The organism is Arthrospira sp. PCC 8006 (assembly GCF_046480465.1).
GTDB classification, from domain to species: Bacteria; Cyanobacteriota; Cyanobacteriia; order Cyanobacteriales; family Microcoleaceae; genus Limnospira; species Limnospira platensis.
In genome coordinates this window covers 1-12,878 of sequence record NZ_PKGG01000153.1, presented here as the reverse complement: position 1 = coordinate 12,878, position 12,878 = coordinate 1, and the positions used below count along the sequence as shown (strand labels likewise).

11 protein-coding genes and 1 pseudogene are annotated in these 12,878 nt (G+C 42.2%); 6 read left to right on the top strand and 6 right to left on the bottom strand.

Annotation, left to right across the window (positions count from 1 at the left end):
• The 4 genes and pseudogenes from B9T16_RS19250 to B9T16_RS19235 all read right to left on the bottom strand — a co-directional run.
• On the bottom strand, positions 1–1,595 hold a 1,595-nt coding region (locus B9T16_RS19250), incomplete at its 3' end, for a hypothetical protein (protein WP_410245514.1).
• 66 nt (positions 1,596–1,661) lie between these two features.
• Positions 1,662–2,009 carry a hypothetical protein gene (locus B9T16_RS19245; protein ID WP_014274319.1) on the bottom strand — a complete coding sequence of 116 codons (348 nt, stop codon included), beginning with the start codon at positions 2,007–2,009 and terminating at the stop codon, positions 1,662–1,664.
• 26 nt (positions 2,010–2,035) lie between these two features.
• Positions 2,036–2,251 (bottom strand): annotated as a pseudogene (locus B9T16_RS19240) (hypothetical protein); the annotation flags it as partial.
• Positions 2,252–2,262: 11 nt separating this feature from the next.
• The gene (locus B9T16_RS19235; RefSeq protein WP_006620028.1) at positions 2,263–3,888 is read right to left on the bottom strand and encodes an NAD(P)H-quinone oxidoreductase subunit 4; all 1,626 of its coding nucleotides are present in this window, start codon (positions 3,886–3,888) and stop codon (positions 2,263–2,265) included.
• 359 nt (positions 3,889–4,247) lie between these two features.
• Between B9T16_RS19235 and B9T16_RS19230 the strand changes: the two genes are divergently transcribed.
• Both B9T16_RS19230 and B9T16_RS19225 read left to right on the top strand, forming a co-directional pair.
• On the top strand, positions 4,248–6,320 hold the full coding sequence (locus tag B9T16_RS19230; RefSeq protein WP_006620027.1) for an NAD(P)H-quinone oxidoreductase subunit 5: 2,073 nt from the start codon (positions 4,248–4,250) through the stop codon (positions 6,318–6,320).
• A 144-nt stretch (positions 6,321–6,464) separates the two neighbouring features.
• Positions 6,465–8,063 carry an NAD(P)H-quinone oxidoreductase subunit 4 gene (locus B9T16_RS19225; protein ID WP_172973475.1) on the top strand — a complete coding sequence of 533 codons (1,599 nt, stop codon included), beginning with the start codon at positions 6,465–6,467 and terminating at the stop codon, positions 8,061–8,063.
• Positions 8,064–8,164: 101 nt separating this feature from the next.
• On the opposite strand, the gene B9T16_RS19220 is transcribed toward B9T16_RS19225, so the two are convergent.
• A complete protein-coding gene (locus tag B9T16_RS19220; RefSeq protein WP_410244367.1) occupies positions 8,165–8,467 on the bottom strand; it encodes a cytochrome c biogenesis protein CcdA in 303 nt (100 codons plus the stop codon).
• Between the two features lie 244 nt (positions 8,468–8,711).
• On the opposite strand from B9T16_RS19220, the gene B9T16_RS19215 reads away from it, so the two are divergent.
• The gene (locus B9T16_RS19215) at positions 8,712–9,002 is read left to right on the top strand and encodes a hypothetical protein (protein WP_410244350.1); all 291 of its coding nucleotides are present in this window, start codon (positions 8,712–8,714) and stop codon (positions 9,000–9,002) included.
• A gap of 13 nt (positions 9,003–9,015) precedes the next feature.
• On the opposite strand, the gene B9T16_RS19210 is transcribed toward B9T16_RS19215, so the two are convergent.
• Positions 9,016–10,362, bottom strand: coding sequence for an ion transporter (locus B9T16_RS19210; RefSeq protein WP_410245513.1), 1,347 nt, complete (start codon positions 10,360–10,362; stop codon positions 9,016–9,018).
• Between the two features lie 251 nt (positions 10,363–10,613).
• Between B9T16_RS19210 and arsS the strand changes: the two genes are divergently transcribed.
• The 3 genes from arsS to B9T16_RS19195 all read left to right on the top strand — a co-directional run.
• Positions 10,614–11,600 (top strand): arsenosugar biosynthesis radical SAM (seleno)protein ArsS, encoded by a 987-nt coding sequence (gene arsS, locus B9T16_RS19205; protein ID WP_410245512.1) that lies wholly within the window; start codon positions 10,614–10,616, stop codon positions 11,598–11,600.
• Between the two features lie 128 nt (positions 11,601–11,728).
• Positions 11,729–12,361 carry a TVP38/TMEM64 family protein gene (locus B9T16_RS19200; protein WP_410245515.1) on the top strand — a complete coding sequence of 211 codons (633 nt, stop codon included), beginning with the start codon at positions 11,729–11,731 and terminating at the stop codon, positions 12,359–12,361.
• Between the two features lie 66 nt (positions 12,362–12,427).
• Positions 12,428–12,878 (top strand): class I SAM-dependent methyltransferase (locus tag B9T16_RS19195; RefSeq protein WP_410245511.1); only part of this gene is annotated, 451 nt, incomplete at its 3' end.

The window sequence follows — 12,878 nt, the reverse complement described above, 5'->3', positions numbered from 1 at the left end:
CGCCAAACATCGCTTTGATGAAAATTAAGACCATGATATATAAATACTCTAGGATTATTATCTGCTTCTAATTGCATAGAATAATGCCCTTGATGAGAAAACGCCCAGCTATTTCCTCCAACTCTACTATTTAGTACTAAACTTGCCGAACTAGCAGTAGAGCCTATCCGGCGTATGTCAAACCCCCTCCAAACATTAAAATAAATAAGCATATTTCCATCAGGAAAACTTTCATTAGTTGCAAAAGTTACTGGATTATTTGTTATGTTAAATGTTTTAATTCCTGTTAAAGTTTGATTTCCTGTAGTTCTTACTACAGTTGAATCTACATTAATTGTTCTATTAGCTGCTAATGTTCCTCCTCCTGATAAACCATCACCTGCTGTTAATGTAATATTTGAATGTGTGTGCGTTGTGGGAGTCCTAGCGTCAGATAATCTACTATCATTACCTTGACAGGCTGTGCCTGCTGTAGTGCCGTAAGCAACTGCCCATGTTGTTGAAGCACTCCCATTAAAATTATTTCCAGTTAATCCCGTACCATTTGTTAATGTATTAGGAGTATTGGCAGTTATTGTTATATTGGCACTACCATTAAACGAAGTCCCATTAATTGTTCTTGCTGTTTGAAGTGCTGTTGCTGTTCCGGCGTTTCCACTTATTGACCCGGTAATTAATGAATTAAATGTTTTAACTCCTGTCCATGTCTGATTCCCAGTTGTAATTATCCCTGAATTAGTTGCACTAGCTGTAGGTAAAGTAACATTAGTTCCTGTTGATGATGTAACTACAGGACCTGCTGTTGTTCCTGCTGTTACTCCTAAATTAGTTGCTACATTTACTTGTGCGCCTGCCGCAATCCCATCCAGCTTTGTCTTATCAGCGTTCGACATTACACCTGCAACGGTTGTTGTAGCAGCAGGTAATACAGCATTAGTACCGTCAGAACTGTTAACGGTTAACGTATTGCTTGTAGTGCTTGTAGAGAGGTTGGTGGATACGTTTGGGGCGGTGTTTCTAAACTCAGTTCCTACTAAAGTTAAGCCAGTTCCCGCAGAATAAGTTGTATTAGGAGGTGTTACCCAAACACCATCGCCGCGTAAATAGTTAGATGTACTGCCATTTGTATCAATGGCAGCAACATTACCTGAATTTGTTATTTGAGATAAGGTATGTGTATGGCTAGTTGGTGTTCTAGCATTTGATAATCTGACATCGTTACCTTCTGTAACAGTTCCAATAGTTGTTCCAAAATTTTTGTTAAATGCTGTACTTTTGGTAAAAGTAGGCTCTTTACCGTCTAATGTACTTTGAAGTCCTGTAACATTAGCAATAGTATGTGTATGTTCTGATGGAGTAAACGTAGACGGTTTGGACGTTATTTCAGTCCAGCTATGGGAATGAGTAGATGGGGGGAAAGTGCCAGGTTTATTAGTAATATTATTCCAAGTTAACTGAGTTAATTTGACTAAATTAGTATGTGAGTCAATAACTGCTTGTATCCGTTCATTAGTTAAATACAGATTAACTTCACCTTCTGGCAAGTCATCGGTTGATTGCCCAAACTTACTAGAGTAAATGTTGAAATTAGTCATAACTGCCTCTATATTGAGTAATCAAATAAATGGCTAATAACTTAATACTAGCCATTCATTTGATGATTACATATTGATATATTCGATAATTGTAACGCTGATACTAGCGCTAGATTCTGCTATCGCCTGTAACTCAGTTCTACCCCACGTTATTGAGATGGTATCACCTGGCTTAACCGAAAATGCAGCGTCTGACACGCTATCACCTGTAGGGTCAAATATTAGATGTACATTGGTATTTGACCGATTCTTTACAAACACCGTTCTACCGTTACTGGTAGCATTGATAGGCACAACTTCCGTGATAGTGTTAGCAGTCAAACTTATCGCGGTAGTTTCGGGAGTTCCCGGTATTTTACTGCTCATATTTAGAGTGTCTAAATTGACAATAGAACTGTAAACTGAGAAACTCATAATAAACTCCTAAATCAAAGTACAATTTACCAATTTATTGTTGGTTCTAATCCAACAATATTGGTTACGCTATCCTCAGTTATAGCATAGATAGAAGCTGTTGATTTTAGTTCATCATCCCACCCAGCGTTAGGAGGTAAATATAGGCATTGATAAGGTACACAGTTACTGATATCACCGTGACAAAACCATACCCCTACAGAACCTACGTTTTGTAAGTGCAACCTATACCGATTAATATTTACAGAGGATTCTAGGCGTTAGAATCGTTAGTAGGTAGGAGAGCTTCTACAGAGGTTTCGGGAGCGATTTTGGGAGCTACAAACCCGCCTGAGTAAAGCACTGAACCGCGTTGTTGTTGAGCAAATACCGGGAAGATTTCACGCACTTGAGAAGCGACTTCAACAGTTTTTACATCATAGGTTTGAGTCGCTACTTTCGGATATAAACCAATCCCGATAATTGGTAACAGTAGACAGGTGGCAATCATCACTTCGCGAGGTTTGGCATCTCCTAGATATTTTTCAATGTTGAATCCGCCACTATTTTCACCGTAGAACACCACCCGCAATAGGTTGAGTAAATAAATGGGGGTTAAAATTAGACCGACAGCAGCTAAACCGATGACTACAATTTTGAAGTTGGAACTGTAGATATCGCTAGTTGTGATGCCGAGGAAGATAGTTAATTCTCCGACAAAACCACTCATTCCAGGTAGTGCTAAAGAAGCCATTGAACCAGCAGTGAATAGGGCAAACACTTTAGGCATATCTTTAGCCATACCGCCCAATTTGGACATTGATAGGGTGTGGGTACGTTCGTAAGTAACACCTGCTAGGAAGAACAGCATGGCGGCGATTAAACCGTGGGAAATCATTTGCAGAACTGCGCCGTTAAGTCCCAATTCAGTTAAGGAAGCAATACCCAGGAGGACAAAACCCATGTGGGAGATAGAGGAACAAGCTAATCGACGTTTGAGGTTATCTTGAGCAAAGGCGCTTAATGCACCGTAGACAATATTAACTACTCCTAGAATTGCCAGAATTGGGGCAAAATACAGGTGAGCGTTGGGTAGCATTTCCATGTTCATGCGGATTAAGCCGTAACCACCCATTTTCAGGAGAACACCCGCTAAAATCATGGATACAGGCGCGGATGCTTCGCTATGAGCATCAGGTAGCCATGTGTGGAGAGGGAAGATAGGGAGTTTGACGGCGAAGGCAATTAGGAAGCCTGCATACAAGAATAATTCTAAGGCTAGGGGATAGTTTTTGTGAGCGAGGGTGCTAATGTCGAAACTGAGGTTGGAGCCGTAGAATGCCATTGCTAGGGCGGCGACTAGGATGAAGATGGAACCTAGGGCAGTATATAGAATGAATTTAGTCGCTGCATAGAGGCGCTTTGCTCCACCCCAGATGGAAATCAGAATATAAACGGGAACCAGTTCTAGTTCCCACATCAGGAAGAATAATAGCAGGTCTTGGGCTGCGAATACTCCCATTTGGGCGGAGTACAGCACTAATAAGAGAAAATAAAATAGTCTGGGCTTGTTGGTGACGCGCCAGGAGGCTAGAATAGCTAATGTATTAACGAAACCTGTTAGTACGATTAGGGGCATTGATAGGCCATCTACTGCCACTGACCAGTTCAGCCCTAATTGGGGAATCCAACTATAGGTTTCGGCTAGTTGGAATGTTGAATCGTTGAGATTGTAGTTAGTCCAAAAGCATACAATTGTCAGAACTAAGTCTATCAAACCGACTCCTAGGGCATACCAGCGGATAGTTTTGCCTTCTCGGTCGGGAATTAGGGGAATGGCAAAGGATGCCAATAGGGGAAATAAGATAATTGCTGTTAGCCAGGGAATTTGACTGCTCATGGTCAGTGTGAGAATAAATACCTATTGCTTGCTTGTTAGTGAATTATACTCAAAGAGTAAAGTTTTGTTAAGCCTTTGGGCAAACTTTTTTTCGAGATTGTCTAAATCCACTACACAGTAAGGGTTTCAGGCTGTGATTTTTTTTTGATCCTGGGTTATCCTTGACTGCATGGATTGAGTATAGTCTATGACAATAGGTATGTCAACTTATTTGAATCTATCTATCTGGGGGTGTCAGTGGACCATTTTTAGGGACTTTGGTTGAAAAAGATGGATATTTATTCAGAAGCGACAAACTCTGTGTCACAATTGGGATCGGTTTAACCCATTTGTTAAGAAGTATAAAGCTGTCATCAGTTATGGAACCCCTTTATCAATATGCCTGGTTAATTCCGGTGTTGCCCCTCTTTGGTGCGATGCTGGTGGGCATAGGGCTAATCTCATTGAACAAAGCCACTAACAAAATTAGACAGGGAAGCGCTATATTCCTGATTTCCCTGTTAGGTGCATCAATGGTTTTGTCCTTTGCTCTCCTAGCCAGTCAAATCAACGGCCATGAATCCTACACTCATATAATTGAGTGGGCGGCGGCTGGAGACTTTAAAATCAGTATGGGCTACACAATTGACCATCTGACCGCTGTGATGTTGGCGATCGTCACCACTGTAGCCCTATTGGTCATGGTCTACACCGACGGCTATATGGCTCATGATCCAGGATATGTTCGTTTTTATGCCTATCTGAGCCTATTTAGCTCGTCTATGTTGGGTCTGGTAGTTTGTCCCAACCTGCTACAAGTCTATATTTTCTGGGAATTGGTAGGGGTATCTTCCTACCTACTGATCGGGTTTTGGTACGATCGCAAACCAGCAGCAGATGCCTGTCAAAAAGCCTTCATCACTAACCGTGTCGGTGACTTTGGTCTGCTGTTAGGCATCCTCGGTCTGTATTGGGCGACTAACACCTTTGAATTTGAGTTAATGGGGTCTCGCCTAGAATACCTAGTAGAAAGCGGGTCCATTAGTGGGGCGCTGGCTGCTATATTTGCCATCCTAGTGTTCTTGGGTCCCGTAGCCAAATCCGCTCAATTTCCCCTCCATGTTTGGCTTCCTGACGCAATGGAAGGCCCGACCCCCATTTCTGCTCTCATTCACGCCGCCACCATGGTAGCGGCTGGGGTATTCCTGATCGCCAGAATGTACCCCGTGTTTGAGGGTATCCCCGTGGTGATGACTACGATCGCCTGGACTGGTTGCTTTACTGCCTTTTTAGGCGCTAGTATCGCCATCACCCAAAACGACATCAAAAAAGGACTCGCCTACTCCACCATTTCCCAGCTAGGCTATATGGTCATGGCAATGGGTGTCGGTGCTTATAGCGCCGGACTCTTCCACCTAATGACCCACGCCTATTTTAAGGCAATGTTGTTCCTGTGTTCGGGTTCGGTTATTCATGGTATGGAAGCCGTAGTCGGACACGACCCGGTTTTAGCCCAGGATATGCGACTAATGGGGGGACTGCGGAAATATATGCCCATTACTAGCACCTGCTTTTTGATTGGGACTCTGGCTATTTGCGGCATTCCTCCCTTTGCTGGCTTCTGGTCAAAAGATGAGATTCTCAGCAGTGCCTTTGCTTCTAATCCTGCCCTGTGGGTGGTAGGCTGGCTAACGGCTGGTATTACGGCATTTTATATGTTCCGTATGTATTTCAGCACCTTTGAAGGTCAATTTCGGGGTAATGATACAACCATACAGCAACAGCTAACGGCGGCGGCTAATGGCCCTAATTATGCCTTTGGTCCGGGTGCGATGAACCCAGAGGAACTACATAGCGATGATCATGGTCATGGTCATGATCACGGTCATGGTCATAGTGATACTCCCCATGAGTCTCCCTGGACTATGACTATTGCTTTGATGGCTTTAGCTGTTCCCTCTGTGTTTATTGGGTTATTAGGAACTCCCTTTAATAACTATTTCGAGATGTTTATTCACGCTCCCGGGGAGTCAATAGCTGAGGTGATGGAACAGTTGGCTGAGTTTGAACTCGGCGAATTTGTGATTATGGCGGGGAGTTCCGTTGGCATTGCTTTGATTGGTATTACTTTGGCATCCTTGATGTACTTGAAACATCAAATAGCTCCAAATGCGATCGCTCAAAAAATCCAACCTCTTTACCAATTCTCCCTCAACAAATGGTATCTCGACGATATTAACGACCTCCTATTTGTCAAAGGAAGTCGCCGCCTCGCCCGTCAAATTCTCGAAGTTGACTATCGAGTTGTTGATGGTGCCGTTAACTTAACAGGTTTAGTGGCTTTAGTCACCGGAGAAGGTCTCAAATACTTAGAGAATGGTCGCGCCCAATTTTACGCCCTAATTGTATTTGTAGCAGTCCTCGGCTTTGTCGTATTTTCCGGCATTGGCTAACTGCAATTACCTCCGTGTTTCCGTAATTTGGGGAAGTGGAAAATCTCCGGTTTAACTAACCATTAGATTCACAACACTTTCCCAATCTTGTAGTGAATGATTGGCGCTTTTGTCCTAAGCGTGAAAGGACAACTAAACATGACAATGGCTAATTTTCCTTGGCTGACGATTACAATTCTGTTTCCCATTGTGGCATCACTGTTTTTACCCTTTATCCCTGATAAAGATGGTAAAACGGTGCGCTGGTATGCCCTAATCGTGGGATTGATTGACTTTTCAATTATTGTTTATGCCTTCTGTACTGGGTATGACTTGAATACCCCCGGTTTACAGTTGGTAGAACGTTATGACTGGCTACCCGAAATCGGTTTGAGTTGGTCCGTGGGGGCTGATGGCTTATCTATGCCCCTGATTATCCTCACCGGATTTATCACCACCCTCGCGATTTTAGCAGCTTGGCCAGTCACTTTAAAGCCCAAACTTTTCTACTTCCTAATGTTGGCGATGTATGGCGGTCAGATTGCCGTTTTCGCTGTCCAGGATATGTTGTTATTCTTCCTGGTTTGGGAGTTGGAATTAGTTCCCGTTTACCTAATTCTTTCAATTTGGGGCGGTAAAAAGCGCCTGTATGCGGCTACTAAGTTTATTTTGTATACCGCAGGCGGTTCCCTGTTTATTTTGGTCGCAGCCCTGACTATGGCCTTCTATGGCGATACTGTTACCTTTGATATGCAGGCGATCGCCATTAAGGACTTTCCCATTAAACTAGAATTACTCCTGTATGGTGGGTTTCTGATTGCATACGGGGTCAAATTACCCATTTTTCCCCTTCATACCTGGCTACCTGATGCCCACGGGGAAGCTACCGCCCCCGCCCATATGTTACTAGCGGGTATCCTCCTAAAAATGGGCGGTTATGCCTTGCTACGCATGAATGTGGGAATGCTACCCGATGCCCATGCCACCTTCGCCCCCATTTTAGTGATTTTAGGCGTAGTTAACATCGTCTATGCCGCCTTCACTTCTTTTGCCCAACGCAACCTCAAACGAAAAATCGCCTATTCCTCAATTTCTCACATGGGGTTTGTGTTAATTGGTATGGGCTCATTCACAGAAATAGGCCTCAGTGGTGCCATGTTGCAGATGATTTCCCATGGCTTAATTGGGGCTAGTTTATTCTTCCTGGTCGGCTGTACTTATGACCGCACCCATACGCTCATGTTAGATGAAATGGGAGGGGTTGGTTTAAAGATGAAGAAAGTTTTTGCCATGTGGACTACTTGTTCAATGGCATCTCTAGCCTTACCCGGAATGAGTGGGTTTGTGGCTGAATTAATGGTGTTTATTGGTATCGCTACCAGTGATGCTTACAATGCCACATTTAAAGTGCTAGTCGTCTTCCTGGCTGCAGTTGGTGTAATTATTACCCCCATTTATCTGCTGTCCATGCTGCGGGAAATTCTCTATGGTCCCGAAAATCAGGAACTAACCTCCCACGAAAAACTGGTAGATGCAGAACCCCGCGAGGTATTTGTTATCGCCTGTTTATTAGTGCCCATAATTGGCATTGGGTTATATCCCAAAGTGGTAACACAAATGTATGATTCAACCACAACTCAACTTACCGCTTTAATGCGGCAGTCTGTCCCCACTTTGGTTAAGAATAATCCCATTGCTACCAATACTCAAGAATTGGTTTCTCTAAATGCTCCCATCATCGGTAAGTCCCTGTCTGAGAATTAACCAATTTAACCAATTCAATACCTAATTAATCATTCCCCCCCAACTGCTGGGGGGATTTTTTTATCATACCATAGCAGCCCTATAAACTTAACTGACAACATTTATAGCTGGCTTGATTTATGGGAAGTAATATAACCGCATAAAAACCATTGAGTTACCGTCAAGATATAGTAAGCACCTGTCATCATTAAAGCCACACTACCAAAGCGGATAATACCTTCAGAATGGTTTAACAACCGCTTGCTTTGTTTTGCTAATCCAGTAAACAAACTAGCTAGGAAAATCAACAGAGTATATCCCAGAGCATAACTCACCATAGTCAGGGTTCCGAGCAGTTGATAACCCCTCTCCGCCGCCCCTGCTAATACCGCAAATAACACCGGACTAGCACAGGGAGAACTCACCAAAGCCAAAGTTAAACCTACTTCTGGTAGAAGATGACCCTAAACTAGCTGAATTTATCGCATCGGAACTCATCACCCTAGAGGGATATCAGGTAACAGTTGCTTCTAACCGCATTGAAGGCTTAACTATAGCTCATAATTCTGACCCTGATATGTTAATTTTAGATTGGTGTCATTAATCAATAAGTATGATATAATTATATGTTGTCTCATCTTATCTTGTTGACACCAACAAAAGTAGCTCATGAATCCATTTTCTCATCAGAACCCTAATTCTCAGAAAGATAATCAATCCCCCAATGGGTTAAACAATATCCATCATCCCTCGGAATCAGATATCGAAGACCTGCAATTTAATGAATATGATCCACGAGTAGTTAAAAATCTCAAAAATTCCTTTTTGTCTCTAGTAGTTATTGGCTTAGTTTTAGGGCTTTTTATTGCGGCGGGAGTTATATATATTATGAATCGATTTGATATTAATGCTCAACCTAGTAATAACTCTAGCATCCCACCAGTTCAAGAATTGTTATAAATTCTGTGATTAATTATTCAGTATTATAACGCTGTTGGGCGATTTCTTTAACTTGTTTAGCAAAATGAGGATAGTTGTCTAAAACACTGTCGAAATCTTCTTTTAACAGTACAAAAAGCTCACAATAGCTGAGGGTTTTAACGGACGCAGTGCGACGGGTAGAATAAACTAGAGCAATTTCGCCAAAAAATGACCCCGCTGACATGATTCTATATACTTTTCCGGTTTTTTCGGAAAAGGCTTGCACTTCTCCCCGCTGGATAAAATACATTTCATGTCCTAACTGTTCCTCCCTAATTATATAGTCATTTGGTGGCAATATTCTCGGTTTTAGTTTAACCACTAAGGCTTCAATACAAGCTGGATCAGCATTTTTAAATAGGGGGACTTTTTCCAATAATTCCTGATATAAATACAGATAAATTTTAGTTTTTAAAGAATTGGGAATTTCATCGAGAAAGTCCCGGTCAAATGATGTGTCTCGGTTGCATTCCCACAGATATTGATAGTAGTCCCTAACCTGCGCCTGTAAAAAAGCCGGAATTTTGCGATCGCGCATATAAGACTGAACTTGATCAAGTTGTTCTCTAAACCTAGCCTGACTAGCATCTAAACTACTGACCACAGAAGCCACATTACCAATAATAAACGCATACATAGACACCCCCAAAATCATTACAACTAAAGTAAATGCAATTTCTAAGTTACTGGTGGGGGTAATATCGCCATAACCGACAGTTGTTAAAGTAGTAATTGACCAATATAGAGATTTCATATATTGGGTAGCTATGGGGGCTGTATCTAAGTTAGAATTAATTAACCAAGAGTCTCCGTAAGCAATCATTGACTTACCAATCCAAAACCAGATACAGGCGACCCAATGATCAATCAGAAATATAATCAGCACTAACTCAGTCATACGCACTAGGGCTGGATTAATTTCAACATTAGTCTCCCATCGCCGAAAAATTCTAAAAAATTGCGACAGTCTCAACAGCCTCGGTATTCTGAGGATAGCCAATATCAATACTGATAATTGAGGAAAAAATAGCCTAGCCATTAAATCCAGGGGGAGACTAGCGGCTAGGTTCATTTTCAAATATGTAGCCAGGTAATTTTGAGCGATTTTTTGCAGGTCTGTAATACATTCTCCTTGGTCAATATATGCCATCCTAAATCTTAGGAAAATATCCATGATGAAAATTAAGTCTGCGGCTAAATCTATCCCTAACCATAAATGGGAAGTAGTGGTATCAAAAGCTATACGAAATGGGATAACAATAAAATTGTATAGTATCACCAAAACTAATAAACATTCCCATAAAAAAACTTCTTTTGATTCTGGGTCAAAGATTTGCATTTATATCATCTCTCCTGATTTACTGTATCCGGGATTACCAAACATGGGATAATTTTAAAAATTTTCAGGGATTTTTCGGCTTAGTCTCATCAAAATTTAAGTTATATGAGGTGATATATAACCATGGCATAGATATGGTATCTGAGGTAAACTTGGGGAACACTTGAGAAACTTGTGTTTTCCAAATTTCCGGTAATTTTAGCTAGATAGTTGTTACAATAACTGATCATCATAGTACTAGCCAATTAATCATGATTCAGACCACGATCGCACCATTTCACAAAACAATTAAATCCCCTTTAACCAAAAACTCGATTAGGGTTTTACAGATTAATCTAGGAAAACGCTGTAACCTCGCCTGTACTCATTGTCATGTAGAAGCTGGTCCCCGACGCACCGAAGAATTAACCCCAGAAATTTGTGAACAATTAATTGAGTTAATTCGGCGTTTTCCACAAATTGAAACTGTGGACTTAACTGGTGGTGCGCCCGAAATGAATTATGGTTTTAAGCCATTATTAGAAGTGGCGAAATCCCTCAATAAACAAGTAATTGTCCGTTCCAACTTAACTATTTATTTTGTTAAGGGATTTGAGGATATCCCCGCCTACTGTAGCCACCACCAAGTCAGGATTATAGCATCTTTACCCTGCTATTTGCAAGATAMTGTCGATCGCATGAGAGGTTCAGGGGTTTATCAAGACTCGATCGMCGCCATTCAAAAACTCAACCAATTAGGATATGGTCACGCGCCGGATCTAATTTTAGATCTAGTCTATAACCCAGCTTTACCCACCTCAGACAGCTTTTCCCTACCCCCCCAACAGGAAAACCTACAACAAGCCTATAAGGTCTATCTGCGAGAGAAATTCGATATTGAGTTTAATCAACTTCTCACCATTACCAACCTTCCCATAGGTCGCACTAAGTTATTTTTACAGCGTCAAAAACTCCACGATAAATACTTAGATTTTTTGGCGGATAACTATAATCCTGATACCGTGGAAAATCTCATGTGTCGGAATGAATTATCAATTGATTATCTGGGAAATGTCTACGACTGTGATTTTAACCAGATGGAAAATCGACCCGCCAGAACCCCTGATGGTCAAAATATCACAGTTCAAACACTTCTGGAAGCTGACAGTTTAGATATCATTGAAACCGTCCACACTGAAGCATATTGCTATGGTTGTACTGCGGGCTGCGGTTCTAGTTGTGGAGGTGCTTTAACATGATGATTTTGGGGCTAGTTTAGGCTCATACCCTTGACTATTGCCTACCATAAAGCCGGGAATCTGTCAAGTAAAATCAATGATAATTCCTGGCTAATTAGCGGATAAGTTATAAGGTGAGTTTGGCAAAAATGTTGGCAATTCAAGATATATTAAGAAATGCGATCAAGTGGATAGACAGCTTAGGCGGCTGGGGGGCGGGAGTATTTATGCTCCTGTATATTGTGGCAACTGTTGCCTTTTTACCGGGTTCGATATTAACCCTAGGTGCGGGGTTTGTCTTTGGGGTAATTTGGGGTTCTGTTTATGTATCGATCGCCTCAACTTTGGGGTCAATTTGTGCGTTTTTAATCGGCCGATATTTAGCTAGGGGTTGGGTATCGGAAAAAATCGCCGGTCAGGAAAAATTCAAAGCGATCGATAATGCAGTAGGGAAGGAAGGCTGGAAAATCGTAGGACTCCTGCGCCTGTCGCCCATCTTTCCGTTTAACCTGCTAAATTATAGTTTGGGCTTAACCAAAGTTTCCCTAAAAGATTATTTTCTGGCTTCCTGGATAGGTATGATGCCAGGAACAGTCATGTATGTGTATATTGGATCTATTGCGGGTAGTTTAGCCACCCTGGGAACTGAGCGATCGCGTACAACAGGGGAGTGGATACTGTATGGCGTGGGACTGGTAGCCACCGTAGCCGTCACGGTCTATGTCACCAAAATCGCCCGGCGCGCCTTAAACGAGAAAATCGCCCCACCTGAACAATCCTAAAACTTCCCCAATCGGGAAAAAATTAGTTATAATGGTGGCAGCTTTGCCAAAAATCAGGTCGCAGTCATGCCACGTCAGGATACAATTTTTGAGCGCTATTTAGCGCCCATGTTCAAATTATTTGTAGACCGAGAAGCGATCGATAGCTTGGACAAAAGTATCGACTGGGAGTCAGTGTGCGATCGCCTCACTGACCCCAACCTCGTCTATCCCCAATATTACCAAACCCAAGACTTTCACGGTATCGAGGGAGGATACCTGAATAAAAGCGCCGCCCTCACCTACGACCCCATTACCCAATACGCCATTCCCCCCAATGAAACCTGGGTCCGCCAAGAAGCTATTGATACCATTACCGTTAAACCTAGACGCATATTAGACCTAGGGTGCGGCACAGGTTCAACTACCCTACTATTAAAACAAACCTTTCCTAATGCCGAAGTGATCGGCTTAGACTTATCTCCCTATATGTTGGCGGTGGCGGAAACTAAAGCCAAACAAGCCGGGTTAGATATCA